Source organism: Shinella yambaruensis, from assembly GCF_050859155.1.
Classification (GTDB): Bacteria; Pseudomonadota; Alphaproteobacteria; order Rhizobiales; family Rhizobiaceae; genus Shinella; species Shinella yambaruensis.
This window is the reverse complement of sequence record NZ_CP150638.1, coordinates 2692912-2717709: the sequence shown is the minus strand read 5'-3', so window position 1 is coordinate 2717709 and position 24798 is coordinate 2692912. Positions and strand designations below refer to the sequence as shown.

22 protein-coding genes and 1 pseudogene are annotated in these 24798 nt (G+C 67.7%); 13 read left to right on the top strand and 10 right to left on the bottom strand.

Translation table 11 applies throughout. The features are described 5' to 3' along the window. The first annotated feature begins 1 nt into the window (after position 1). Genes WMC41_RS13330 through WMC41_RS13300 form a run of 7 tightly spaced genes read left to right on the top strand, consistent with a single transcriptional unit; the run spans position 2 to position 6914 of the window. The gene (locus tag WMC41_RS13330; protein ID WP_288081326.1) at positions 2-781 is read left to right on the top strand and encodes an enoyl-CoA hydratase/isomerase family protein; all 780 of its coding nucleotides are present in this window, start codon (positions 2-4) and stop codon (positions 779-781) included. Between the two features lie 2 nt (positions 782-783). Continuing rightward, positions 784-1542, top strand: a complete 759-nt coding sequence (locus WMC41_RS13325; RefSeq protein ID WP_244766912.1) for an SDR family NAD(P)-dependent oxidoreductase — start codon at positions 784-786, stop codon at positions 1540-1542. Beyond that, positions 1542-2624, top strand: a complete 1083-nt coding sequence (locus tag WMC41_RS13320; RefSeq protein ID WP_432343847.1) for a hypothetical protein — start codon at positions 1542-1544, stop codon at positions 2622-2624. Before WMC41_RS13325 ends, WMC41_RS13320 begins: the two co-directional genes overlap by 1 nt. A 1-nt stretch (position 2625) precedes the next feature. Further along, positions 2626-3678 carry an ABC transporter ATP-binding protein gene (locus WMC41_RS13315; RefSeq protein ID WP_244766910.1) on the top strand — a complete coding sequence of 351 codons (1053 nt, stop codon included), beginning with the start codon at positions 2626-2628 and terminating at the stop codon, positions 3676-3678. Then, positions 3678-4538, top strand: a complete 861-nt coding sequence (locus WMC41_RS13310) for an SMP-30/gluconolactonase/LRE family protein (RefSeq protein WP_432343843.1) — start codon at positions 3678-3680, stop codon at positions 4536-4538. Before WMC41_RS13315 ends, WMC41_RS13310 begins: the two co-directional genes overlap by 1 nt. Then, entirely contained in the window at positions 4535-5680 is a 1146-nt protein-coding gene (locus WMC41_RS13305) for an extracellular solute-binding protein (protein WP_432343841.1), read from the top strand. The genes WMC41_RS13310 and WMC41_RS13305 overlap by 4 nt, the downstream gene beginning before the upstream one ends. Before the next feature lie 4 nt (positions 5681-5684). Further along, positions 5685-6914 (top strand): CaiB/BaiF CoA transferase family protein, encoded by a 1230-nt coding sequence (locus WMC41_RS13300; protein WP_288081319.1) that lies wholly within the window; start codon positions 5685-5687, stop codon positions 6912-6914. A gap of 102 nt (positions 6915-7016) precedes the next feature. Here the strand turns inward: WMC41_RS13300 and WMC41_RS13295 are convergent, their stop codons facing one another. From WMC41_RS13295 to WMC41_RS13265, 7 genes are all read right to left on the bottom strand, one after another. Then, positions 7017-7985: an ABC transporter ATP-binding protein gene (locus WMC41_RS13295; RefSeq protein WP_432343839.1), complete on the bottom strand. Its 969-nt coding sequence runs from the start codon at positions 7983-7985 to the stop codon at positions 7017-7019. Continuing rightward, the gene (locus tag WMC41_RS13290) at positions 7982-8998 is read right to left on the bottom strand and encodes an ABC transporter ATP-binding protein (protein WP_432343837.1); all 1017 of its coding nucleotides are present in this window, start codon (positions 8996-8998) and stop codon (positions 7982-7984) included. The genes WMC41_RS13295 and WMC41_RS13290 overlap by 4 nt, the downstream gene beginning before the upstream one ends. 8 nt (positions 8999-9006) lie before the next feature. Further along, positions 9007-9924, bottom strand: a complete 918-nt coding sequence (locus WMC41_RS13285) for a dihydrodipicolinate synthase family protein (protein WP_272805949.1) — start codon at positions 9922-9924, stop codon at positions 9007-9009. 20 nt (positions 9925-9944) lie between these two features. After that, the gene (locus WMC41_RS13280; protein ID WP_432348337.1) at positions 9945-10814 is read right to left on the bottom strand and encodes an ABC transporter permease; all 870 of its coding nucleotides are present in this window, start codon (positions 10812-10814) and stop codon (positions 9945-9947) included. A 7-nt stretch (positions 10815-10821) separates the two neighbouring features. Then, entirely contained in the window at positions 10822-11781 is a 960-nt protein-coding gene (locus tag WMC41_RS13275) for an ABC transporter permease (RefSeq protein WP_432343835.1), read from the bottom strand. Positions 11782-12028: 247 nt separating this feature from the next. Further along, the gene (locus WMC41_RS13270) at positions 12029-13615 is read right to left on the bottom strand and encodes an ABC transporter substrate-binding protein (protein WP_432343834.1); all 1587 of its coding nucleotides are present in this window, start codon (positions 13613-13615) and stop codon (positions 12029-12031) included. Further along, entirely contained in the window at positions 13612-14343 is a 732-nt protein-coding gene (locus tag WMC41_RS13265) for a FadR/GntR family transcriptional regulator (RefSeq protein ID WP_244766902.1), read from the bottom strand. Before WMC41_RS13265 ends, WMC41_RS13270 begins: the two co-directional genes overlap by 4 nt. Positions 14344-14576: 233 nt before the next feature. Between WMC41_RS13265 and WMC41_RS13260 the strand changes: the two genes are divergently transcribed. Further along, entirely contained in the window at positions 14577-16118 is a 1542-nt protein-coding gene (locus WMC41_RS13260; RefSeq protein WP_432343831.1) for a putative N-acetylmannosamine-6-phosphate 2-epimerase, read from the top strand. Positions 16119-16342: 224 nt separating this feature from the next. Here the strand turns inward: WMC41_RS13260 and WMC41_RS13255 are convergent. Beyond that, positions 16343-17639, bottom strand: a pseudogene (locus WMC41_RS13255) (IS110 family transposase). Positions 17640-17813: 174 nt separating this feature from the next. Here WMC41_RS13255 and WMC41_RS13250 point away from each other — a divergent pair. The 5 genes from WMC41_RS13250 (at position 17814) to WMC41_RS13230 (ending at position 22827) form a co-directional block, all read left to right on the top strand. Next, positions 17814-18980, top strand: coding sequence for an N-acetylneuraminate epimerase (locus WMC41_RS13250; RefSeq protein WP_432343828.1), 1167 nt, complete (start codon positions 17814-17816; stop codon positions 18978-18980). Positions 18981-19148: 168 nt separating this feature from the next. Next, positions 19149-20702 (top strand): alpha/beta fold hydrolase, encoded by a 1554-nt coding sequence (locus tag WMC41_RS13245; RefSeq protein WP_432348336.1) that lies wholly within the window; start codon positions 19149-19151, stop codon positions 20700-20702. A gap of 133 nt (positions 20703-20835) precedes the next feature. Next, a complete protein-coding gene (locus tag WMC41_RS13240; RefSeq protein WP_432343825.1) occupies positions 20836-21315 on the top strand; it encodes a carboxymuconolactone decarboxylase family protein in 480 nt (159 codons plus the stop codon). A 63-nt stretch (positions 21316-21378) separates the two neighbouring features. Beyond that, positions 21379-21738 carry a nuclear transport factor 2 family protein gene (locus WMC41_RS13235; protein WP_432343822.1) on the top strand — a complete coding sequence of 120 codons (360 nt, stop codon included), beginning with the start codon at positions 21379-21381 and terminating at the stop codon, positions 21736-21738. A gap of 228 nt (positions 21739-21966) precedes the next feature. Then, positions 21967-22827, top strand: a complete 861-nt coding sequence (locus WMC41_RS13230) for an urea carboxylase-associated family protein (protein WP_432343819.1) — start codon at positions 21967-21969, stop codon at positions 22825-22827. A gap of 49 nt (positions 22828-22876) precedes the next feature. On the opposite strand, the gene WMC41_RS13225 is transcribed toward WMC41_RS13230, so the two are convergent. Together WMC41_RS13225 and WMC41_RS13220 are read right to left on the bottom strand one after the other, a co-directional pair. Beyond that, the gene (locus tag WMC41_RS13225) at positions 22877-23509 is read right to left on the bottom strand and encodes a Vgb family protein (protein ID WP_432343816.1); all 633 of its coding nucleotides are present in this window, start codon (positions 23507-23509) and stop codon (positions 22877-22879) included. Between the two features lie 33 nt (positions 23510-23542). Further along, positions 23543-24763, bottom strand: coding sequence for a helix-turn-helix domain-containing protein (locus tag WMC41_RS13220; protein WP_432343813.1), 1221 nt, complete (start codon positions 24761-24763; stop codon positions 23543-23545). Between the last annotated feature and the right edge of the window lie 35 nt (positions 24764-24798).

Genomic DNA, 24798 nt, shown 5'->3' with positions numbered 1-24798 from the left:
CATGGCGCTGATCGAACCGACGGATCTTTCTCCCGGCATCCGCCAGCTTCTCTTCAACCGGCCGGAAAAGCTGAACGCGCTCTCGACGCCGCTGATGCGGGAATTCGAGACCGCACTGGATGCCGCCGCCGCCGATCCCGGCGTGCGCGTCATCGTGCTGCGCGGGGCGGGCGGCAAGGCCTTTGTCGCGGGCGCCGACATTGCCGAATACCAAGGCAACAAGCGGGCGGAATTCACCGCCTACCAGTTCAACTCCCGCCGCGTCTTCGACCGGCTCGAACGCATCGGCAAGCCGGTCATCTGCGCGGTCGACGGCTTTGCGCTCGGCGGCGGGTTCGAGATCGCACTCTGCTGCGACATCCTCATCCTCTCCGAGACGGCGCAGCTCGGCCTGCCGGAAGGCCGGCTCGGCCTCTGCCCGGGCGGCGGGGGCACGCAGCGGCTGCTCCGGGCGGTCGGCAAATATGCGGCCTCCGACCTTCTCCTCGCAGGCTGGCGGCTTTCGGCGCAGCGCGCCTTGGAGCTCGGCATCGCCGCCGACGTGGTGCCGGCTGCGGGCATGGACGAGGCGATCCTGCGGCGGGCGCGCGCCTGTCTCAAGGTCGCCCCGCTGGCGGCGGCCGAGATGAAGCGGCTGCTACGCGAAGGGCAGGATGCCGGCATCGAGACGGCCAAGAGCCTCGAGCAGGAAGTGCTGTTCCGCCTCTATTCGACGGCCGACGGTCAGGAGGGGATCGATGCCTTCCTGGAAAAGCGCGATCCCCAGTTCAGGATGGAATAATCATGGAATTCAAGGGCAAGGTCATTGTCGTGACGGGCGGCGCCAAGGGCATCGGCCGCTCCTGCGTGGAGATTTTCGCGGCGCGGGGCGGGCAGGTCGTCTTTTCCGACATCGACGAGGCGAGCGGCGCGGCGCTGGCGGACAGGCTCGGGAACGACGTTGCGTTCCTCAGCGGCGACGTCCGCCGTCTTGCGGACATGGAGGCGATGGCGCGGCTTGCCGAAACGCGCTTCGGCGGCCTCGACATCATCGTGAACAATGCCGCCGTCGCCCTCAACGGCGTGATCGACGAGATCGACGAGGAACGCTGGACGACGGTGATCGACACCAACCTGACCGGATTCTGGCGCACGATGAAGGCCTGCGTGCCCCTGCTCCGCAGGCGCGGCGGCGGGGCCGTGGTCAACCTCTCCTCGGTCCAGGGGCTGATCGGCTTTCAGGGCTGGCCGGCCTATGCCGCCGCCAAGGGGGCCATCATCGCGCTGACCCGCCAATGCGCGATCGACCTCGCCAAGGCGGGCATCCGCGTCAACGCGGTCGCGCCCGGCACCATCATGACGCCGATGAACGAGAAGATCTTCGAGGAGACCGAGGACGCGCAGGCCCTGATCGACAGCTGGAACCGGGCGCATCCGATCGGCCGCTTCGGCCAGCCCATGGAGGTCGCCGAACTCGTCGCCTTCCTGGCGTCGGACAAGGCGAGCTTCATCACCGGCGAGATCGTGCGCTGCGACGGCGGCCTCGCCATCCGGGGCGAATGATGCGGGATCTCGTGTCCATCGGCACGGCGTGCGGTGCGCTGCAGTTCGACCCCGCGGTCGGCAACATTCCGCGGCTGTCCTTCCACTGGGCCGGCCGGTCGTTCGAGCCGCTCTATGCCGCGCCCTGGCGGGAGGAGCCGGCGACGCGGGCGCTCCCCGGCCTTTCGCCCGCCGAACGCCGGCTCGCCGGAGACTTCTTCTGCGCCCCGTTCGCGGCCGCCGCCGATCCGGACGTTCCCGCCCATGGCTGGACCGCCAACAGCCCGTGGCGTGTGGAGGTGCACGAACCCCATGCCATCCGCTCCGTTCTCGCGCGCGACGTATCCGGCGCGCGGATCACGAAGCGCCTCGAAATCGCGAAGGACGCGCCGCTGCTCTACCAGGAGCATGGGATCGACGGGGGAGAGGGCGTGCTGCCCGTCGCCCATCACCCGATGCTGCACCTGTCGGGCCGAGGCCGCTTCTTCACCTCGCGCAAGCGCGCCGCGCTCACCTTTGCCGAGGTTTTCGAACCGGGCCGTTCGTGCCTTGCCTATCCGACGCGCGGCACGGACCTTCGCCGGATGGCCGGCGCCGCGGGCAAGACCGTCGATCTCTCGCGCTGGCCGATCGGCCGGCGCAACGAGGATTTCGTCACCCTCGTCGAGGCGCCGGATGCGGCGCTCGGCTGGTCCGCGGTGATCCGCGAGGATGAGGACGACATCGTCTTCTTCCTCAAGGATCCGTCCGTCCTGCCGGTCACCATGCTCTGGTTTTCGAACGGCGGGCGCGACCATGCGCCATGGAATGGCCGGGTCGTCGGCGTGACGGGCATCGAGGACGGCTGCTGCCCGGGGCCTGCCGGCGAAGCGGCGGCCGCGGCCGCCAATCCGGTCGCCGCCGAGGGCGTGGCGACGGGCCTGCCGCTTGCCGCGGGGCGCAGCCATGTCGTCCGCCATGTGATGGGCGCGTTGCCCCGTCCGGAGGGGTGGGCCGATATCGCGAACATTTCCGTCGACGGGGATCGGCTCACGATCTCGGACAGTGCCGGGCGGCGGATCGAGCTGCCCTGGCGCCGCGACTTCCTGAAAGGACACGAGTGACATGGCCGCAATCGAATTGCGCAAGCTGACCAAGAGTTTCGGCGCCTATACCGCCCTTGCGGGGCTGGATCTTTCCATCGGGGACGGGGAGTTCCTCGTCCTGCTCGGCCCCTCGGGCTGCGGCAAGTCGACGACGATGCGTATCGTCGCGGGGCTGGAGGAACCGACCTCGGGCGAGATCCGCATCGGCGGCCGGCGGGTCAACGACATGCCGGCACGCGACCGCGACCTTGCCATGGTCTTCCAGAACTACGCGCTCTACCCGCACATGACCGTCGGCGAGAACATCGCCTATCCGCTGAAGATCCGAAAGGTCGCGCGGCCCGAGCGGGAGGCGCTGGTGCGCGCCGCCGCCGAGCGGGTGGACATGGGCCATCTCCTGACCCGGCGCCCCGCCGAACTCTCCGGCGGCCAGCGCCAGCGCGTGGCGCTGGCGCGCGCCATCGTGCGCCGTCCGCAGGTCTTCCTGATGGACGAGCCGCTCTCCAATCTCGACGCGAAGCTGCGCACGGTGATGCGGGGCGAGCTGAAGAACCTTCAGCGCGACCTCGGCGTCACGACCATCTACGTGACCCACGACCAGGTCGAGGCCATGACACTGGCCGACCGGATCGTCGTGCTCAACAAGGCGACGATCCAGCAGATCGGCACGCCGGCCGAGATCTATGCGCGCCCGGCCAATACCTTCGTCGCCGGTTTCATCGGCTCGCCGCCGATGAACCTCCTGCCGGGCCGGCTTCTGGACGGCTGGTTCTCCAGCGAGGGCGGGCGTTTCCCGCTGGCGCATGCGGCCGGCGATGTCCTGCTGGGCGTGCGGCCCGAGCATGTGCGCATCGCGCCGGAGGGCGACGGCCATTTCTCCGGCACGGTCTTCTCGTCAGAGCTGCTCGGCGACTGCACGATCCTGACGGTGAAGGCCGGCGATGCCCTGATCGCCGCAAAGCTTGCGCCGGAGGCGGGGCTGGAGCGCGGCGCGCCCGTCACCCTGAACTTCGAGCCCGGGCGCATGCATCTCTTCGACGCGGCGACCGGCCTGCGCCGGGGGGAGGTATGATGCCGGCGCCTCTCCTCGCGCAGGATCGCCTGCGGGTGTTCTTCGACGGGATCTGGAGCGAGCCGCGGCTCAGCCATCCCGAAGGCGTTGCCATCGGCCCGGACGGCTGGGTCTGGTGCGGCAACCAGGACGGCGAGATCTGCCGCATCGCGCCGGACGGCAGCCGCATCGAGCGGGTCGCGGGGACGGGCGGCTTCATCCTCGGCCTTGCCTTCGATGGCGACAGGGCGCTCTATGCCTGCGACCTCAAGCACGCCGCCGTCTTCCGGCTGGACCTTGCCGCCGGCTCCCTCCGGCAGCTTGCCGCGCCGGGCCTGCGCATTCCCAACTATCCGGTGGTCGATCGGCGGCGGGGCCGCCTTCTCGTCTCGGACAGCCATGATCCCGGCCGGCCGGGGCCGGGCATCTGGTCCTTCGATCTTGCGGGCGGGGCCGGAAGCCTCTGGTGCGACGCCGGCTTCACCTTCGCCAACGGGCTGGCCATGCGGCCGGGGGAGGAGGCGCTCTATGTCTGCGAGACCTTCGCCCAGCGCGTGTCGCGCATCGCGATCGCGGCGGATGGCGGCGCGGGCGCGATCACTCCGTTCGCCACGGACCTGCCCGGCTATCCGGACGGGCTCGCCTTCGACGGGGCCGGCAATCTGCTGGTCGCGCTCTACGAGCCGTCCCGTATCCTGCGCGTCGATGCGCAAGGCGCCGTCGCCACGCTGGCGGAGGATCCGACAGCCCATGTGCTCTGCCATCCCACCAACATCGCCTTCGACGGCACGCGGCTTTTCGCGGCCAATCTCGGCCGCTGGCATATCGCGGCAATCGACTGCGATATCGGGGCGCCGCCGTTGTGGAGGGCCACGGCATGACCTTCGTCGGCCTCACATGGGACCATCCCCGCGGCTACGACGCCCTGGCCGAAACCGCGCGCCGGGTGAATGCGGGCCTTGCGCAGCCGCTGATCCACTGGAACAGGCAGCCGCTCGAAGGCTTCGAAAGCGCGCCCATCCGCGCGCTTGCCGAATACAACGACCTCCTGGTCATGGACCATCCGCATATCGGGGAGGCGGTCGCGGAGGACTGCTTCATACCGCTCGAAGAGCTCTATTCCGCCGAACAGCTTGCGACCTGGCGGCGGGACAGCATAGGCCCTTCCGCCGAGAGCTACGGCTGGGACGGCAGGACCTGGGCGCTGCCGCTGGACGTCGCCACCCAGGTCATGGCCCGCCGCGTGGACCTCATTGCCGAACCGCCCCGTGACTGGGACGAGGTTTCGGCACTGGCGGCGCGCCTGCCGGTGGCGCAGTCGCTCGCCGGCCCCCATGCGGTGCTGACCCTGATGTCGATGGTGGCGGGCGCGGGCGGGCGCGTGGGGGGCGGGGACTTCCTGCCCGATGCGGAAGGCGCGGCCGCGCTGGAGGTCATGCACCACCTCTATGCCCGCCGGCCCCCGGCAAGCGAAAGGCTCAATCCGATCGGCCTTCTGGAAGCCATGGCGCGCGGCCGGGACATCGCGCTCGTGCCGCTGGTCTTCGGCTACGTCACCTATGCCGCGCCGGGCCATGCGCCCAACGTGATCCGTTTTTCCGACACGCTGCGCCGGGCGGGCGGTGCGGGCGGCGTCATCGGCGGCACGGGCATCGCGTTTTCCCGCCGCTGCAAGCCGACGCCGGCGCTGCTGGCGCATATCGCCTCGCTGCTTGCCGCGCCGACGCAGGTCGAGGTCTTTCCTGCCTTCGGCGGCCAGCCCTCGGCGCGGGCCGCCTGGCAGGATGCGGGGACGAACGGCGCCTGGGGCGATTTCTATCGCAACACGCTCGCAACAGCGGAAAGGGCGCTGCTGCGCCCCCGCTTCGACGGGTACATCGCCTTCCAGACGGCCGCGGCGGAACGCATTCGCCTGGCGCTGGAGCGGTGGGAGGAACCGGAAACCACCCTTGCCGTCCTGCGCACCCTCTGGCACCGCGCGCGCCATGGTGCGAGGGGCCATCTCGACGATCGAAAAGGCTGACATCATGACCGAGACCCAGACGTCCACCCCTGCCGCCCTCGCAGGCATCCGCATCCTCGATTTCTCGCACCTCCTGCAAGGCCCCTTCGCCACGCAGCTTCTGGCCGACATGGGGGCGGACGTCATCAAGGTCGAGCGTCCCGGCAAGGGCGATCTCTTCCGCTCGCTGACCTTCCGCAACAAATGGGTGGGCGGCAGCGAGAGCCCGAACTTTCTTGCCTGGAACCGCAACAAGCGTTCGATCGCCCTGAACCTCAAATCCCCGGACGTGCACGGGGTCCTCATGGAGATGGCGAAGAGCGCCGATATCGTGGTCCAGAACTTCCGGCCCGGCGTCATGAAGGCGATGGGCTACGGTTACGAGGACTTCCGGGCGGTCAATCCGCGGATCATCTATTGCTCCGGTTCCGGTTACGGCGAGGAAGGCCCCTATGTCGACCGGCCGGGCCAGGACATGCTCGTGCAGGGGCTGACCGGCATCATGGCGGCGACCGGGCAGGCCGACGCGCCGCCGACGCCCGTCGGCGCCGGCTTTTCCGACCAGATCGGCGCGATGAACATGGTCTACGGCATCCTCTCGGCGCTTTACTGGCGCGAGAAGTCCGGGCAGGGGCAGGAGGTCAAGGTGAACCTGCTTGCCGGCATGCTCGCGCACCAGAACCAGGAAATGGTGACGGCGCTGAACTTCAACGAGGATTTCCAGCGGCCGCGTTCGGGCATCGGCCATCCGGGCATGGATGCGCCGTTCGGCACCTATCCGACCCGGGACGGCTGGGTGACGATCGCCATGAGCCCCTACCGCACGCTCGTCGGCGTGCTCGGCAACGACGACCTTCTCGTCTACGACGATCCCGAAAAGCTCTTTGCGCAACGCGACGAGATCTGGCGCCGGCTGGCGGCGGAGACCGGGAAATGGACGACGGCGGCGCTGCTGGAGGCCTTGCTCAAGGCGGACATCTGGTGCGGCGAGGTGAAGTCCCATCTCCAGGCCGCGGAGGATCCGCAGGTGCGCCACATGGGACTGGTGACGAGCTACGAGCATCCACGGGCCGGCACGGTCAAAGTCGTCGCGCCCGCAGTGCGCCATTCGGAAACGCCTGCGACGATCCGCCGGCCCGCGCCCCTGGTCGGCCAGCACACGCGCGAGATCCTGCGCGAATTCGGCTATGCGGATGAACAGGTCGATGCCTGGCTCGCCTCCGGGATCGCGTATTCCGACCCTGTTTCCGGATAGGGACGGCAAGCGTCGGCCCACGCGCGCTGCCGAGCGTCCTGGCGATGCGCCCAGCTCCCGTGACCGGATCGGCCCGTCTGGTCGGATCCGGTGCCGCTTTCTCTATGGCTCCGGATACCCGATGTCGTCGCGGATGCAGGCTTTGAGGTGGCCCGGCGCGACTTCCCGCAATTGCGGCACCGCCGCGGCGCAGGCGTCGAGCGCCTTGGGACAGCGGGTGCGGAAGACGCAGCCGCTCGGTGGATTGGCGGGGCTGGGAATGTCGCCTTTCAGGATTTCACGCTTGCGTGCCAGATCCGGATCCGGCGAGGGGATCGCGGACATCAGCGCCTGCGTATAGGGATGCTGCGGGCGGGCATAGAGGTCCTCGCTCGTGGCGATCTCCATGATGCGGCCGAGATAGAGCACGATGACGCGGTCGCAGATATATTCGACGACGGCAAGGTCGTGCGAGATGAACAGCATGGTCAGGCCGAGGCGCTGCTGCAGGTCGCGCATGAGGTTCACCACCTGCGCCTGGATCGACACGTCGAGCGCCGATACCGGCTCGTCGGCGACGATGAAGTCCGGCGCGAGCGTCAGCGCCCGTGCGATCCCGATGCGCTGGCGCTGGCCGCCGGAGAATTCGTGGGCGTAGCGGTTGATGGCGTCCGGCGGCAGCTCCACCTGTTCGAGCGCCTTCCTTGCCCGCTCCAGCCGCTCCGCCCGCGAACCGATGCCCTGGATCTTCAGGCCTTCCGTCAGGATCTCGCCAATGGTCATGCGCGGCGACAGGGAGGCGTAGGGATCCTGGAAGATATATTGCATGCGCGGGCGCCGGCGGCGCATCTCGCCGCCCGAAAGCGTCGTCAGGTCGTCGCCGTCGAAGACGACCGCGCCGGCCGAAGGCTCGATCAATCTCAGGACCGAGCGGCCGATGGTGGTCTTGCCGCTGCCGGATTCGCCCACCAGCCCCACCACTTCGCCCTTTGCGATGTCGAAGGAGATGTCCTGAAGGATCTTCAGGGTGGCGCCGCGCGTCTGGTAGTGCTTGGCAAGGCCGCGGACGGAGAGGAGGGGCGCTTCGGTCATGCGGAAATCTCCTGCCAGCGGATACAGCGGCTGTCGTGACGGTCGTTGACAGGCAAAAGCGCGGGCATGGCCTGGCGGCAGGCCTCGGTCGCGAAGGGACATCGCGGCGCGAAGGCACAGCCGGCCGGAAGGTCGGCAAGGCTCGGCACCATGCCGGGAATGGCCGGCAGCTTCGCGCCGCTCCGTTTCATCTCGCTCGCCGTGCCGAGGCGCGGCATCGATTTCAAGAGCCCCATCGTATAGGGATGGCGCGGGGTCCTGAACACCTCGGAGACGGGGCCGGTCTCCACGATGCGGCCGGCATACATCACCGCGACCCGGTGGGCGATCTCGGCGACCACGCCGAGATTGTGCGTGACGAACAGCATGCCCATGCCGCGCTCGCGCTGCAGCGACTGCATGAGATCGAGGATCTGCGCCTGGATGGTCACGTCGAGCGCCGTGGTCGGCTCGTCGGCGATCAGCAGCGTCGGATCGCAGGCGAGCGCCATGGCGATGGTGGCGCGCTGGCGCATGCCGCCGGACAGTTCGTGCGGATACTGGTCCACCCGGCGGCGCGCATCGGGAATGCCGACCTTGTCGAGCAGGCCGACGGCCGCCTCGATGCCCTCGCGCCGGCCGAGGCGCCGGTGGACGCGCAGCGATTCGGAGATCTGGTCGCCGACGGTGTAGACGGGGTTGAGGCTCGTCATCGGCTCCTGGAAGACCATGCCGATGTCGTTGCCGCGGATCTGCCGCATCTCCTCCTCGCCGAGCGTGACGAGGTCCTTCGTCCTGCCGTCCTTGCCGCGGAAGCGGATCGAACCGTCGTCGATCACGCCGATCCTGCGGGCAAGCAGCCGCATGACGGAGAGGCTCGTCACCGATTTGCCCGAACCCGATTCCCCGACCAGCGCCACCGTCTCGCCGGGGCAGATGGCAAGATCGATGCCGTTGACGGCGGCGATCTCCCGGCCGCGCAAGCGGAAGACGGTCCTGAGGTTGCTGATCTCAAGAATGGGTTCGGACGTCATCGGCGACCTCAGGCGAGGAGGCCGACGGAGCGCAGGATCTCGTCGATCCTGCGCGTTTCGGCCTCGTTGAGCGGGGCGCGCGGACGCGCCATGACATTGGTGGAAATGATGCCGAGGCTGCGCATCGCGGTCTTGAAGCCGCCGACGCCGGTCGCACCCCCGCTGACGCGGCCGGCGGCGACCCAGACGATCTCGAACAGGCGGCAGAGCCGCTCCTGTTCCGTGCGGGCGGCGGCCCAGTCGCCGCGCTTTGCGGCGTCCCAGAGGCGGACATAGCCTGCCGGATCGACATTGGCGAGGCCCGGCACGACCCCGTGCGCGCCCATGGCGAGCACGCTGTCGACGACGATCTCGGACCCGGTCATCAGGAAGACGTCCTTGTTGCCCGCGAGATCGCTGAGGGCATAGCGGAAATTGCCGTCGTCGCCGGAGGAATCCTTCAGGCCGATGATCGTGCCTTCCTGCGCCAGCGTCACGACGGTCTGGCGGGAGAGCTTGGTGTGGACGCAGACCGGGATGTCATAGGCGATCAGCGGGATATCGACGGCGTCGCGGATCATGCGGAAATGATCCAGCGTCTCGGCCTGGCTGGTGATGGTATAGAAGGGCGCGGTGACGACGACGGCATCGGCCCCCACCTCCCTGGCGGTGCGGGCATGGCGGATGACGCGGTCGGTCGCCGGATCGATGGCGCCGGCGATCACGGGCACGCGGCCGTTGGCGACCTTCACCGTGTGCTCGAGGATCCTGCGGCGCTCGGCCTCGTCGTAGAACACCACCTCGCTGGTCGAGCCGAGCGGGAAAAGGCCGTGGCAGCCATTGTCGATCAGGTGTTCGAGGACGCGCGTATAGGAGGCGTAGTCGACGGAGAAATCGTCGTTGAGGGGGGTGACGACGGGAGGAACGACACCGAAGAACTTGGACATTTGCTTCTCTTTCCGGGGTTTCAATTGAGGTCTGCGCGGGGGTCGAAGGCGTCTCTCAGACCGTCGCCGATGAAGTTGATGGCCAGCACGGCAAGCACCAGTGCGCCGCCGGGAAACAGCCATTGCCAGGGATACTGTTCGAGCACGGCGGTGGAGCGCGCGGCATTCAGCATGTTGCCCCAGCTCGCTGCCGGCGGCGGCACGCCGAGGCCGAGGAACGAGAGGCCCGCCTCCAGCAGGATGGCGTTGGCGACCTGCAGCGTGGCGTAGACGACGAGGATGTCGATCGAATTGGGCAGGCCGTGGCGGAAGAGGAGGTGCCCGATGCCCGCGCCCATGCCGCGCGAGGCCATGACGAATTCCCGCTCCCGCAGTTCCAGCAGGCGCGCGCGGATCATCCGCGACAGGACCGGCCAGGACAAAAGCGCGATGACGACGACGGTCGACCAGATGCCGGAGCCGACGATGGAGGCGAGGACCAGAAGGAAGATCACCGGCGGCAGCGTCATGGCAAGGTCGACGGAGCGCATGGCGAGCGCATCGGCGAAGCGCCCGCCGAAGGCCGAGACCGCACCGACGAGGAAGCCGATGGCCGTCGACAGGACGACGGAGGAGACGGCGACCAGCAGCGAGATCCGCCCGCCTTCCAGCGTTCTTGCAAGCACGTCGCGCCCGACGCCGTCGGTGCCGAACCAGTGCGCCGCCGATGGGGCGGCATTCATCGCCAGGAGGTCGATGTCGTTGGGCCTGTAGGGCATCCAGAGGGGATAGGTCAGCACCGCGGCGAGCAGCGGAAGCAGCAGCGCCACGCCGACGAGGGCCGCCCGGTTGAGGAGGAAGCGGCCGGTTGCCCGCGCCAGCGGACCGGAGGAGGAAGGGGAGGTGGGCATTGTCATCTCAGGCTACCTTGATGCGCGGATCGATGACCGCATAGGCGAGGTCGGTCAGGATGTTGACGACGATGACGCAAGCGCCGATGACGAGGGTGGCCCCCATGATGACCGGATAGTCGCGCGTCTCGACCGCGCTGATCAGAAGCAGGCCCATGCCCGGCCAGTTGAAGACGCTTTCGACGAAGATGGCGCCGCCGACGGCAAGGCCTATGGTCGAGCCGATCAGCGTGACGACGGGCAGGAGCGCGTTGCGCAGGGCATGCTTGGTGACGACCCAGAACTCCCGGACGCCCTTGGCGCGCGCCGTGCGGACATAGTCCTGGTTCAGCACTTCGAGCATCGAGGCGCGCATGTAGCGCATGATCAGCGCCGCATGGCCGATGGACAGCACGGTCGCCGGCAGGATGAGGTGGTGCAGGAGATCGCCCACCGAAAAGTCGGTCGCCGGGGTGAGCATGCCGCCCGACGGCGTCCATTTCAGCCGGACGGAAAAGACGTAGAGGCCGAGCAGGGCGGTGAGGAAGGCGGGGCTGGAAATGCCGAGCAGCGCCAGCACCGAAAGCGAGTAATCGGGCACGGTGTTGCGGCGCACCGCGCTGAGGATGCCGCTGGCAATGCCGATGACGACGGCGATGGAGAGGCCGGCGCCCATCAAGAGGAGGGTGGGGCCGATGCGCGAGAGGATGAGGCCGGATACCGTCTCGTTGAAGCGCTGCAGCGAATGGCCGAGATTGCCCTGCGCGGCCTGCGACAGCCAGGCGAGATACTGCACGGGCAGCGGCTGGTCGAGGCCGAGCCGCGCGCGCAGCGCGTCCATCGCCTCCTTCGTCATGGCGACGTTGGGATCGATATAGGCATCGATCGGATCACCCGGCGTCAGCTGCAGCAGCGTGAAGATCAGCACCGTCAGCGCAAGCAGCATGGCGAGCCCGACGAGCAGGCGATGGAGACAGTAGCGTAACATGCGGGTTCAACACCTGATCGCGTGGCTGGCCGAGGGTGGCTTGTGGAAGGGCGCGGGGCAAGCCGTGCCTCAGACTGTCGACAAAGTCCGCAAACCTCTCCTCCGTCATGGTCGGGCTTGACCCGACCATCCATAACCCCTGGAGGCAATCGGATCCTCGGGCCGAGCCCGAGGATGACGGAGTGCTTGGAGCGATGTTTGTCATCAAACCGAGGGTGCGGGGCAGCCCGCGCCCTGTTGTCTTCGCCTATTCGGCGATCGACCACTTTTCCGCATGGGCCTGGTACGGGCCGCCGGCCGGCGCCGGGGTCCATACGAAGTCCTTGAGCTTCGAGGACACGACACCATAACGGTTGGCGACCCACATCGTCGCCCAGGGCAGCTCGGCATTGGTCGCCTTGCAGACGTCCTGGTAGCGGGCGTCGCGCTTGGCGTCATCCGTCTCGGCCAGGGCGGCGTCCAGCGCCTCCGTCACCGCCGCCATGCGGATGCGCATGATGTTGGCGCCGGCCGGCGGGATCTGCTTCTCGTTGAGGCCGATATTGATGTTCGAGGCATCCGGGCCGTTCTGCAGGCCGGCATAGATCAGCGGGTAGTCGCCGGAATTGCCCGACTGCTGGTAGACGATCGAGTTGTAGGTCGGCGTGTCGACGGCGCGCGGCACGATGTTGATGCCGACCTGCGCGAGCATGGCCTGCATGGCGGCGAGCACGTTGGTCGCCAGCGGCGAGGTGTAATAGGTCAGGATCGTGACCGGCTTGTCGCCGTTGATCTTGTCCCAGCCCGCCTCGGCGAGAAGCTGCTTGGCCTTTTCCGGGTCGTAGCCATAGCTCTCGATGCCCTGCGGCACGAGCTGGTCGGCGACATAGACGCAGTTGGCAGGCTTGGCCGCCCCGCCATAAAGGCTCTGGATAATGGCGTCGCGGTTGATCGCGTACATGAAGGCCTGCCGGATGCGCAGGTCCTGCCAGAGCGGCACCTCCTGGTTGAAGCCGACATAGTTGACGACGTAGGAATCGCCCTCGATCACCCGGAAGGCGCTGTCGCCGCTGAAGGTCGACACATCGTTGGAATCGACATAGGTGAACTGGATCTCGCCCGACCGGAGGGCCGCGATGGCGGCGGCGGGGTCGGCGAAGTAGCGGTTGATCAGCTTGTCGGCCGCCGGCTTGCCGCCGTGGTAGTCCTGATTGGCGGCGAGTTCGACATACTGGTCGGCGACATATTTGGTGAACTTGAACGGGCCGGTGCCGATCGGCGTTGTGGACCACCAGGCATGTTTTGCGATCTGCTCGGGAGGGATCGAGGCAAGGGCGTGTTCCGGCAGCATCATCACCTTGGTCAGGGTGTCGAGCATGCTCGGCGACGGCGCCGACAGGGTGATCACGACCGTGCGGTCGTCCGGCGCCTCGACGGACTGGACGACGCCGAGGCGCGCGGCGAAGACCGAGCCGGCCTTGTCGTTGCGGGCGAGGTCGAGCGTGAAGCGGACGTCCTTCGCGGTGAACGGCTGGCCGTCATGCCATTTGGCCTCGGCAAGCTTGAATGTGTAGGTCTTCTGGTCGGCGCTGACCTCGTAGCTGTCGGCCAGAGCGCCGATGACCTTCGTCAGCTTGTCGTCGTAGATGACCAGCGGCTCGAAATAGGTGACGAGCCAGGTGAAGCCGCTCGTCGCCGCCAGCGGATTGAAATTGCCCTGGAAGCCGCCCGGGCCGACGTCGAAGCCGCCGGAGATCGTGCCGCCTTCGGCGCGTGCCTGGCCCGGCGCCAGGGGCAGGGCGCCGAGCAGCGCCGCCGAAAGGGCAAGCGCCGACAATGTGGTCTTCAGATTCATGTCATCCTCCCTGATGAAACGGTGGTCTTGTTGTCGGCGATCACGCGGGTGATGCCGGCATAGTGCTTGTCGAGCCGGTCCCGGGCGCCGGCGTGGTCGCGCGCCTCCACGGCATCGACGATGGCGGCGTGGTCGCGCCAGGTCTGCATGGGGTCCGTATTGTTGAGGTTGACGAAGTCGGATGCCTTGTAGAAGGCCAGCCAAAACACCTCGATCAGCCGCAGCAGAACCTCGTTCTGCTGGCAACGGAAGAGCAGCTGGTGGAAATGCCGGTCCTCCTCGGGAAAGCTCTCGCCGCGCTCCGCCCGGACCCGCATCCGCTCGACGGTCTCGCGCAGCTCGCGGATATCGTCGGCGCCGATGACCTCCAGCGTCCGCCCGATCAGGCCGACCTCGAGCGTGCGGCGGATGGTGATGACCTCCTCGATCTGCTTCAGCGCGCCGCCGAGGCCATAGGCGAGGTTTTCCAGCAGCGGCTCGAAGGAGAACGCCTTGACGAAGACGCCGATGCCGCGGCGCGATTCCAGCACGCCGACGGATTCCAGGGCCTTGATGCCCTCGCGCACCGAATTGCGGCTCACCCCGAGCTGGGTGGCAAGCTCGCCTTCGGGCGGCAGGGGCGCGCCCGCATCGAGGTGGTTGTCCTCGATATAGCTGCGCAGGCTTTCCTGCACCGAGACATGCAGGAGGGGCGCGCGCTTCAGGGGCTTGATCGACTTCACGTTCATCTTCGTCTCCGGTTGCCTTTTTGACTCCGAAAAGACAGTGGCCCTACATTTATCCACTTGTAGGATATCTGTCAATTGGATATTGAAATTGCCAATAAGTGGTTCACTTCAGGGATACTTCAAATCGGTCTCCCGGCGAAGCGCAAACCGCACCGGCCACGCCGCATGGCCCCGCCGACGCGCCTTCAACGACACGGCCCAGCGGGGGCCGCACGGGACAGGGAAGACCCTTGATGCACGACCTCAAGTCCATTCTCGCGCGGTTGAGGGGGAGGCTGATTGTCTCCTGCCAGCCGGTTCCCGCCGGCCCGTTCGACACCGTGGCATCGGTGGTGGCCTATGCGCGGGCCGCCGAAAGCGCCGGCGCGGCCGGTTTGCGCATCGAAGGCTGTGCCAATGTCGCTGGCGTCGCCGGGGCGAGCCGGCTGCCGGTCATCGGTCTCGTCAAACGCGATCTCGACGACAGCCCCGTGCGCATCACGCCGCTCCTGTCGGACGTTGCGGCGCTTGCCGAGGCGGGTGCCGCCATCATCGCGGTCGATGCAACGGACCGTCCGCGCCCGGTCTCCGTGCCGGCGCTGATCGCCGAGATCAAGCGGCACGGCCGTCTCGCCATGGCCGATATCGCCACGGAGGACGAGGCGCGCGCGGCCCTTGCGGCCGGTGCGGATATCGTCGGCACCACCATGTCGGGCTATGCCGGTCCCGGCCCCGTGCCGAAGGAACCCGACCTCGGCCTCGTGGCCCTCTGCGCCCGGCTCGGCGCGCCGGTTTTCGCCGAAGGGCGCTACAACACCCCGGAAGCGGCGGGCGCGGCCATCCGCGCCGGTGCCGATGCCGTGGTGGTCGGATCGGCGATCACGCGGCCGGAACATGTGACGGCATGGTTCCGGCAGGCGGTCGAGACGGCCGCGCGCCCGCCCGCGCCCGTGCTTGCCTTCGACATCGGCGGCACCAAGACGCTTGCCGCCCTCGTCGCGGGCAGGGCGATCCTCGACCGCCGCGTGATGCCGACGCCTGCCGTCGTCGGAGGGGACGCCTGGAGCGATGCCATGGCCGGGCTCGTGGCAGGCTGGGGCGGCCGATACGCCCGTGCCGCCGCCGCCGTCACCGGCCTTGTCGCCGGCGGCGCCTGGTCGGCGCTCAACCGGGAGACGCTGGATATCCCGCGGGAGTTTCCGCTTGCCGGCAAACTTGCCGGAATCCTCGGCATGCCCGTCGAGATCCTCAACGACGCCCAAGCCGCGGCCTGGGGCGAATATCGCTTCGGCGCGGGGCAGGGGCGCGACATGGCTTTCCTGACCGTGTCGAGCGGCATCGGCGGCGGGCTCGTCCTTGACGGCCGGCTGCGCCGCGGCGCGCGCGGGCTCGCCGGCAGCCTGGGCCAGCTTCCGGTTGTCCTTCCGGGCGAAAGCGTTCGCCTGGAAACCCTGGCATCGGGCTTCGGCATGGCCCGGGCGGCGCGCGCGGCCGGCCGCAACGGCGATGCGCGAACGGTTCTGGCGGCCGCCGGCGCGGCCGAGGCCTGGGCTGAGGACATTCTCCATACCGCGACGAAGCGGCTCGCCGCCGCCATTGCGGGCCTCCAGGCCATCGTCGATCCCGAGCGGATCGTCATCGGCGGCGGCGTCGGGCTTGCCGGCGGCTTCCTCGACGGGCTGCGCGAAGCCCTGCGCGCCCATCCCGAGGTCATGGTGCCCGAACTCGCCCTGGCGGAACTGGGTGCGGATGCCGGCATCATCGGCGCCGCCGATATCGCGGCGTCGGCGCCGTGAGCGACAACGTCCTAAGAGCGGAAGGAAATGAGGCAGGGGGTCAAAACGTCTCTGTTCGCCAGCATGCTCTCGCTGCATGGCGCTCGTCAAGATGCACGGCCGAACCAGGCGGCTTCCACGAGCAAGGGAAAAGGTCTCGTCCATAGCAAACACAGGGTCCATCATTGTGGCCCTCACCGTCCTCAACACGAGCTTCTGATCCAGGTGGAAGACCCGAGCATTATCTACAGGGTCATCGTTTGCGATGCCCTCACGGCTCTAGCTGACAGAGGTTCTTCCACCTAGCACCCGCCCTTCGACAAAGGGCCGGTAGTCTGAACCGCCTTTGATGACCGCGTGCACGACACGGGCCATCTTGGCGGTAATTGCGGTCATTGCCTTACGGCGCAGATCTGGATTGTCGCGATCTCTTGCTATGTAGCGTTCGAATTTGTGCCGGAAGCCATTCTCTCGCTGGCGGACAGCAACTTGCCCGGCGATCCATAGGGTACGGCGCAGCCGAGCATTGCCGAACTTTGAAAGCCGGGTCTGACCGCGATATTGGCCAGACTGCTGTGTCGACAGGTCCAGTCCACAGAACTTGAGAAATTGGCGATGATGGTGAAAGCGACGAAGATCTCCAGCCTCGGCAATGATCGTCAGCGCATTGATTGGCCCGATACCCGGGATCTGCCGTAAGAGCTGATAGTCGTGACTGTGCCGCAGCAGTTCATCGGCCTGGGCCTCAATCTCATTGCGCTGCCGGATCAGGCTGCGTGCTTCGGCAACAACCATTCGGAACATACGTATGGCGGGTGCATCAAGCGGTAGCGGGAGTCCGATCGATGTTCGCGCCGTCTCGTAAATGTCCATAAGAATCTGTGTCTTGCTGACCTTGCGGCCGACGACATCCCAAGCTGCTGTAACGAACTCTTCCTTCGTTAGCGCCGTGATGCTGGCCGGCGTTGGAAAGGCATCGAGAAAAGCGAAGAACCAATCGCTACGGCTGTTTCCCCTGATGCGCTCGATCTCGGGAAAATACAGTGGCAGGTAATGCGTCAGGATACGATGCTGGATCTCGGTCTTAGCCTTGGCGATCGCTTCATGCGTCTTCGAAAGTTCCTGCACGTCGTTAATGCCGGCGCGCAGCGGATCATGATAGACCTGCGTCGCGTGGATCCTGAGCATGTGCAGGATCACCTGCGCATCCTTGGGATCGTTCTTATCCCAACTGTTGTGCAAAGCCTCCCTGGTTCGAGCCAGAGCCAGTGACGACACGAGCCGCACCTCGAAACCCGCTTCAGCCAGGCGCCATGCGATGGGGCGGTGATAATTACCCGTTGCTTCAAAGCCGCAGACCACCGGTCGGCCATACGATTGCAGAATCTCGATTAGCCGATCATGTTCCGCACGGGTGTTGAGGACCGGCAGCCGGCGGCGACGCCTATGGCTTAGGTCTTCGATCAGAACCTCGTTGCGAACCTTGGCGATGTCGATCGCTACCAGTACGACATCAGCGGGTATAATGTTGGAAATGGTCATGGTCGGTCTCTCCGGAATGGGTTGTGAGCATTCACATTCTAGAGAAATTCTGACTGGCCATGGCCGCCTCACGCGGTGCGCGCTTGCAGCGAAAAGCTGCGCGCACCATCGGCTCAGTTGCCGTAACTCACCCCTTCCGTAGGTGCTACGGTCTTTGAAGGAGAGGAGAAATGCATGCCTGTTTCCATGCCGACACGATCGCTCCGGGCGGGCTTGGCCGTCCTGGCCCTGTCGACGGGCGCTGCCATGGCCGCTGAAACCTGGCCGGACCTGCCCGCCCCGGTGAAGAACGGTATTGCCGCCCGCGTCGGCGACATGGCCTTTGTCGGCCTCGGCTCGGCCGGAACCGATCTCTACGCCCTCGATCTCTCCGCCCCGGCCGCGGGCTGGCAGAAACGCGCATCCTTTATCGGCCCCGCGACGAACGGCGCGGCTGTCGCCGTTTCCGCGACGACGATCTACCTGTTCAGCGGCAATGGGAAGGCGGCCGAGGACGCCGGGTCACCGATCATCTTCGACACGGTCTATGCCTATGACACGCAATCGGACCGCTGGTCGAAGCGCGACACGAAGACGCCGGTCGGGCTTTCCGGCGCAAAGGCCGTTTCGCTCGGCGACGGCCGCATCGCCCTTGTCGGCGGCTACAACAAGGCGCTCTTCGACACCTACCTCGCCGAGACCGGCGCCATCGACAAGGAGGCGGATCCGGAAGGCTTCCGGGCGCTCGTCGCGTCCTATATGGGCATGGAGCCGAAGGCGTACCGGTGGAACGACAAGCTGCTGGTCTACGACCCTGCCGCCAACCGCTGGGGTTCGCTCGGCGACAATCCGTACCTGCCGAACTGCGACCCCGCTTTGGTGGCGGAGGGCGACGGCCGGTTCCTGGTGATGAGCGGGGAAATCAAGCCCGGCCTGCGCACGCCGGAGGTGAAGCGCGTCGAGATCAAGGGAGCGTCCGCCGTCTGGACGAAGCTTGCCGATCTCCCGCCGGCCCTGCCCGGGCAGCAGCAGGAAGGGGTGGCCGGCGCCTATGCGGGCATCGTCGGCGGCGATGTCCTTCTTGCCGGCGGCGCGAATTTCCCGGGCGCCAGGGCGAATGCGCAGGCCGGCCGCTGGTTCGCGCATGACGGCCTGAAGAAGGGCTGGCGCGACGAGGTCTATGTGCTTGGCGGGACGAGCTGGAAGCTTGCCGGACGGCTGCCGCGCGGTCTTGCCTATGGCGCCTCCTTCGCCGTGCCCGGCGGCCTCCTGATTGCCGGCGGCGAGGACGGCGATGGCATGCCGCGGGCGGACGTCTTCCTGCTCAGGTGGGACGGGCGGGACACGTCGATCGAAAACTGACGGCTCTTCGGAGAAGCGGACGGATCGCAGAACGGTCTTGCCCTCGACCGCGGGCTGTTGCAGTGCCGCCGCCGCCGAATGCCCCCTCGCGATGCGGCGTGCATGGCGGATTTTTCCCGATGGTGTGTTCTGGTAAGGTATGCATCCCTACGGAGAAGTTTCGTGAAGATGCTCGAAACGCGCTATGCCAGAAGCGGGAACCTCCACATCGCCTATCAGGTCGTCGGCCAGGGCGCACTCGATCTCGTCCTCGTGCCGGGTTTCATCTCCAACCTCGAACTGAACTGGGAAGATCCCGGCTACAGCCGCCTGCTGAAGCGGCTCTCGGCATTTTCACGCGTGATCCAGTTCGACAAGCGCGGCACCGGCCTCTCCGACCCGGTCGATGCCGCCGCGCTGCCCGATATCGAGACGCGGATGGATGACGTGCGCGCCGTGATGGACGCCGCCGGGAGCGGCCGGGCCACGATCCTCGGCGTTTCCGAGGGGGTGCCGATGGCGATCCTCTTCGCCGCCGCCTGCCCGGAGCGCACGCGCGCCCTTATCCTCTATGGCGGCTATGCGCATTTCAAGAACTGGGTGATGGACGAGACGGCGCTTGAGCAATTCGTAGGGGTGCTGGATGCAGGCTGGGGCAGTGGCGCCACGCTGAAGAGTTTTGCGCCGCGACTGGTGAACGATAAGCGTTTCGCCCCGTGGTGGGCACGCTTCGAGCGCCTGTCGGCAAGCCCTGCCGCCGCGATCTCGCTGGCGCGCATGAATGCCGCAATCGACGTGCGTGGCGCCTTGCCGGCCGTGAAGGTTCCGACGCTGCTTATCCACCGCTGCAACGACGCCCATGTCAGCCCCGATGGCAGCCGTTACCTCAAGGCGCGGATCGCCGGTGCCCGGCTGGTCGAGATACCCGGCAGCGACCATCCGGTCTGGACCGGCGACGTTGACCGCATCGCGGACGAGGTCGAGGAGTTCCTGACCGGCGCGCGGCCGGTAACGGAGGCCGACCGCGTGCTTTCCGCCCTTCTGGTGGCGCGTATCGACGGCGCGGAGCGGCTTGCCTCCCGTCTTGGGGATCGGGCATGGTCGAAGTGTACCGAGGATTTTCAGGCCGCGGCCTTCACCGCGGCAGAGCGGCTGGGGGCACGGTGTCTGCGCTGGGACGGCGATCGGCTCGTCGCGCGCTTCGACGGCCCGGCCCGCGCTGCCCGCACGGCGCTCGCGCTGAGGGACGCGGGTGCGGCGCTCGGGCTTGCCTTGGCGCAGGGCGTGCATGTCGGCGAAATCGAGATCGGCGGCGAGACGATGGCGGGGCTTGCAGTGCAGGTTACCGAGCGTATCGCGGGCCTGGCCGGATCCGGCGAGATCATGGCCTCCTCGCTTGTGGGGGAGTTGAGCGCCGGCTCGGGCCTGCATTTCGCCGCGCGCGGCGTGATGGAGGTCGAAGGCCGGAGCCATCCGCTGGAGATCGTCCTGGTGGTCGCCGAGCAGCACCTGGAACCCGCAGTGCCGAAGAAAGGCTCCGGACCGTCGCTCGCCGTGCTGACCGCGCGCGAGCGCGAAATCCTCGCCCGAGTCGCCGATGGCATGAGCAACCCCGCGATCGCCGCCATGCTGGTGCTGAGCGAGCACACCGTGAAGCGCCACGTCGCCAACATCCTCACCAAGCTCGACCTTAGCTCGCGCGCCGCGGCGGCGGCATTTTCCGCCGGCCAGAAAGACCGCTGACCGCTGGCCCGGCAGAGCCATGCGCGGCATGGCGCTTTCGGGCGAAGCGGCGCGAACGGCAAGATCCTAGGGTGGCGGCATGCATTCCCCGTGGCGGCGGTCGCCGGAGGGAAGAGCCGAGGGAGACAGGAAAATGACACCGATCAGGACATGCTTGATCTTTGCCGCCGCGTTGACGGCGGGTATCGCGCTTGCCGCGCCGCTGCACGCCGACGACGGCTCGGCGGCCGCCTACAAGGACATCGAGGCGACGCTCGGCCAGGTGCCCGTCATGTTCAAGGCCTTCCCGGCGGTCGGCATCGCCGGCGCCTGGACCGAGTTCAAGTCGCTGCAGCTCAATCCCGAGACGGCGCTGGACGGCAAGACGAAGGAGCTGCTCGGGCTCGCCGTGTCGTCGCAGATTCCCTGCCAGTATTGCATCTACTTCCACACGGCGGCGGCAAAGCTGAACGGCGCGACGGATGAGGAGATCCGCGAGGCGGTGGCGATGGCCTCGATCGTGCGGCACTGGTCGACGGTGCTGAACGGCCTGCAGGTCGATCCGGCGACATTCCGGCAGGAGACGGACGACATCCTCGCCCGCGCCGCCCGGATGGCGAAGACGGCGCCCTAGGCGGTGCTGCCTAGGCGGTGCTGCAATTCCCATCGCCGCGACAGGCGGCCAAAGGAGAACGACATGCTTCGGACCAAGGCCGTGGATGGCGCGGCGATCAAGCAAGCCATCGAAGGACGCGACGGCAAGATGCTGGCGAGCTTCTATGCCGACGACGCGATCGTGCGCGTCATCGACCGGAACAACCCGCCGAGCAAGCCGCGCGAGGTGCGCGGCAGGCAGGCGATCGCCACCTTCTGGGACGACATCTGCAGCCGGGCAATGACCCACCAGGTCGATACGACGATCGCCGAGGATAGCCGGCTCGCCTTCACGCAGGCCTGTGCCTATCCGGACGGCACGCGCGTTTTCTGCGCGGCGATCCTCGAGCTTTCCGACGGGCTCATCGTCCGCCAGACGGTCGTGCAGGCCTGGGACGAGTGAGCGTGGTGCAAAGGGCGCCCGGGCGACAATGCCCGTGGCGCCCGAATTGCGCCCTGCCTGCGGCCGTCAGCCGGGCGTCGGCGGCGCGCCAAAGTTCCCCGAAAAAATTCGCATGTATCGCGGCGTGCCGCGTCGGAAAGGGCGGCTGACAGGCGGTGCGAAGCGGCTATAGTCGCCGGTGGTTCGCGAGGCCGGGGACGGCGCGGCGACAGGACATGGAGACGAGAGATGAAGCCCACGCCCATCACGGCGGCGCCCGGCGATGCCGCGGCCCGCAAGGCGGTCAAGCCGGTGATCTGCTACCCGGTCGAGACCCTGCCGCGCCCCGACCTTGCCGCCTATCGTGCGCTCCGCGACGATCTGGCGCTCGTCGAGACGGTCGTCGTGCCGCCGCGCGAGGCGGCGACCTGGTCGGTGCCGGCGGGGCATTTCTGCCGCATCGTCTGCAGCGAGGGACCGCAGGTGGGAGACCTCAACCTCTTCAATGCCAATGACCTGAAGGAGCGGCTCTATACGGGCAAGACGCGGGCGCTCGCCGGCACCCATGTCGGCCTCGGCGACCAGCTCTTCTCCAATTTCCCCTATCTGCGCCCCATCGCGACCATCACGCACGATACGCTCGACTGGTACGGCTTCGACGCGTTCGGCGGCGCGGTGCATGACGTGATCGGCACGCGCTGCGATCCCTATACGCACAACCTGCTCAGCCATGGCGGGCAGTATCACCATTGCTGCCACTCGAACCTCACCCGCGCTTTCGCCGCGAAGACGGGCATGGCGCCGCGCGAGGCCGAGACCTATGTGCACGACGTGCTGAACGTCTTCATGTGCACCGGCTTCACGCGCGATACGGGCCAGTATTTCATGAAGGCGAGCCCGGTGCGGCCGGACGATTATCTGGAGTTCTTCGCCGAGATCGACCTTCTCGGCTGCATGTCGGCCTGCCCGGGCGGGGATTGCTCGGCGCAGCATTCCTCCGACACGGCGGCGTGTTATCCGATGGTCGTGGAGATCTACAAGCCGAAGGCTTTGCCGGAAGGCTGGGCGCCGCCGCCGGTCAACGGCTACAACGGCACCCACGGGCTCTAGCCGAAGCGGCATCGCTTCGGCGCCGGACAATGCGGCGGTAGCAAGACGCTCAGCGCGGGCGGCGGATGGCGCGGATCTTTCCGCTGTTGCCGCCGCCGCAGAAGAAGCGGTCGGCACCGTCGGATTCGAGGCCCGATACGCCGGTGCCCGCCGGCATGACGATGGTGTCGAGCACGGTGCCGGTCTCCGGGTCGAGGTGGCGCAGGTCGCTTTCCTCGCCCTCCCAGGTGCCGTGCCACAGTTCGCCGTCCACCCAGGTGACGCCCGTCACCATGCGGTTGCTCTGGATGGTGCGCAGGACGGCGCCGGTTTCCGGGTCGATCTCGTGGATCTGCCGGCTGCGGTATTCGCCGACCCAGAGCGAGCCTTCCGCCCAGGTGAGGCCGGAATCGCCGCCATTGCCGGGCGCGGGGATGGTGGAGACGATCGCGCCGGAGGCGGGATCGATCTTGTGGATGCGGTCTTCCGCGATCTGGAAGAGGTGGCGGCCGTCATAGGCGGTGCCGGCATGGGCCGAAAGGTCGATCGTGCGCAGCACGCGGCCGTCGTCCGGGTCCAGGGCATTGACCTTGTCGCCGGAGGCGAACCAGACGGCCTTGCCGTCGAAGGTGACGCCATGGACCTGCTCCACGCCGGGGAAGGGGCCGTATTCGCGCAGGATGTCTGCCTTGGAAGTGGTCATCTCAATCTCCTTTGGATCGTTGATGGGACGATCCTAATCGCCCGGCAGCGGACCCGGGAGTAACAAGAGTGTCGAGAAAGCGCCGGGCGTCGGCGTCAGCCAGCGCCGGCTGCGGCCGCGGCCGATCGCCTGCACCCTGCCGTCCGCGCAGAGCTGTTCGAGGGCGCGCTGCACGGTGCGCGCGCTGGTGCCGAGCGCGATGGCGAGCGCCGAGCTCGACCAGGCCTCTCCATCGGCAAAGAGCGCCAGCACGTCGGCATGGGGTTCGTCACGCGGTGGCGCCAGCACGGCGACGGTCCGTCCGTCACGCGGCACCAGCAGGAAACCGTCCCGCGTGGCGGTGATCTCGGCGAGGGCTTCCAGCCCGGCCCGCAGCCGGCCCATCTCCACGCGCAGCCGGGCGCGGTGGGACTCGTCCGCCTGCCGGGCGCGGAAGGCGCGCAGCAGCAGGCTTTCCCGGCTGGCGTCACCGGGAAAGGCCTCGGCGAGCGTGCGCAGAAGCGCGAACAGGATCGGCCGCGTGGCCAGCGAGACGGTGGTCTCGCCGCAGCGCACGACGTGGCGGCAGGCATCGACCACCAGCCTGTCGGTCGCCAGCAGCGCCTCGACCTCATGGGGAAGGAGAGGGCGCTCCCCGCCATCCGCGATCGCGCGCGCAGCCGGCCTTTGCAGGACCGTCGCGGCGTCCTCCACCTCCTGGATCAGGGCGGGGATGCCGGCCTGCCGGGCGGCCGCGGCGGCGCGCGTGAAGGCCTCGCGGGCCGTCGCCGTCTGCAGCCGGCGGATCGTGATGCCGGCGGCGGCGAGCGCGTGCGCGGCCCGAAGCGGCGGGGGCAGGGGGACGGGATCGATCGCGGCCAGGAGCGCGGCGGCATCGGCGAGCCGGCCGATCAGCAGCAGGCGACGGACGGCGAGCATCCGGGCATGGGCGGCGTTCAGCCGGTCGCCATGGGCGGCGAGCGTCGCCTCGGCGGCGGAAAGCGCCTTCACCGGCCAGGTGAGATCACGCGAGACGAGGGCGATTTCCGCCTCGGCGACGACGCAGCGCGCCCGCGCCACCGCCTCGCGCGGGCCGAAGGCGCGGGCGGCGCTCTTCAGCAGCGCCTTCGCGCGGTCGAGATCGCCGAGCTGCGCCATGGCGATGCCGCGCAGCGCCAGTGCCGGCGCGTCGTCGCGCAGCGCCACGCGGTTCAGCGCGCCGAGCGGATCGCCGGTGGCGAGCGCCCGGGCGGCGGCGGTGATCATCGAGTCCATTGAATTCCCGTCACATTTGTAACTCCCGCTTTTCC

Coding starts and splice junctions, on each gene's coding strand:
- WMC41_RS13330 (WP_288081326.1), top strand. CDS start 2: ATGGCGCTGATCGAACCGACGGATCTTTCTCCCGGCATCCGCCAGCTT.
- WMC41_RS13325 (WP_244766912.1), top strand. CDS start 784: ATGGAATTCAAGGGCAAGGTCATTGTCGTGACGGGCGGCGCCAAGGGC.
- WMC41_RS13320 (WP_432343847.1), top strand. CDS start 1,542: ATGCGGGATCTCGTGTCCATCGGCACGGCGTGCGGTGCGCTGCAGTTC.
- WMC41_RS13315 (WP_244766910.1), top strand. CDS start 2,626: ATGGCCGCAATCGAATTGCGCAAGCTGACCAAGAGTTTCGGCGCCTAT.
- WMC41_RS13310 (WP_432343843.1), top strand. CDS start 3,678: ATGCCGGCGCCTCTCCTCGCGCAGGATCGCCTGCGGGTGTTCTTCGAC.
- WMC41_RS13305 (WP_432343841.1), top strand. CDS start 4,535: ATGACCTTCGTCGGCCTCACATGGGACCATCCCCGCGGCTACGACGCC.
- WMC41_RS13300 (WP_288081319.1), top strand. CDS start 5,685: ATGACCGAGACCCAGACGTCCACCCCTGCCGCCCTCGCAGGCATCCGC.
- WMC41_RS13295 (WP_432343839.1), bottom strand. CDS start 7,985: ATGACCGAAGCGCCCCTCCTCTCCGTCCGCGGCCTTGCCAAGCACTAC.
- WMC41_RS13290 (WP_432343837.1), bottom strand. CDS start 8,998: ATGACGTCCGAACCCATTCTTGAGATCAGCAACCTCAGGACCGTCTTC.
- WMC41_RS13285 (WP_272805949.1), bottom strand. CDS start 9,924: ATGTCCAAGTTCTTCGGTGTCGTTCCTCCCGTCGTCACCCCCCTCAAC.
- WMC41_RS13280 (WP_432348337.1), bottom strand. CDS start 10,814: ATGCCCACCTCCCCTTCCTCCTCCGGTCCGCTGGCGCGGGCAACCGGC.
- WMC41_RS13275 (WP_432343835.1), bottom strand. CDS start 11,781: ATGTTACGCTACTGTCTCCATCGCCTGCTCGTCGGGCTCGCCATGCTG.
- WMC41_RS13270 (WP_432343834.1), bottom strand. CDS start 13,615: ATGAATCTGAAGACCACATTGTCGGCGCTTGCCCTTTCGGCGGCGCTG.
- WMC41_RS13265 (WP_244766902.1), bottom strand. CDS start 14,343: ATGAACGTGAAGTCGATCAAGCCCCTGAAGCGCGCGCCCCTCCTGCAT.
- WMC41_RS13260 (WP_432343831.1), top strand. CDS start 14,577: ATGCACGACCTCAAGTCCATTCTCGCGCGGTTGAGGGGGAGGCTGATT.
- WMC41_RS13250 (WP_432343828.1), top strand. CDS start 17,814: ATGCCTGTTTCCATGCCGACACGATCGCTCCGGGCGGGCTTGGCCGTC.
- WMC41_RS13245 (WP_432348336.1), top strand. CDS start 19,149: ATGCTCGAAACGCGCTATGCCAGAAGCGGGAACCTCCACATCGCCTAT.
- WMC41_RS13240 (WP_432343825.1), top strand. CDS start 20,836: ATGACACCGATCAGGACATGCTTGATCTTTGCCGCCGCGTTGACGGCG.
- WMC41_RS13235 (WP_432343822.1), top strand. CDS start 21,379: ATGCTTCGGACCAAGGCCGTGGATGGCGCGGCGATCAAGCAAGCCATC.
- WMC41_RS13230 (WP_432343819.1), top strand. CDS start 21,967: ATGAAGCCCACGCCCATCACGGCGGCGCCCGGCGATGCCGCGGCCCGC.
- WMC41_RS13225 (WP_432343816.1), bottom strand. CDS start 23,509: ATGACCACTTCCAAGGCAGACATCCTGCGCGAATACGGCCCCTTCCCC.
- WMC41_RS13220 (WP_432343813.1), bottom strand. CDS start 24,763: ATGGACTCGATGATCACCGCCGCCGCCCGGGCGCTCGCCACCGGCGAT.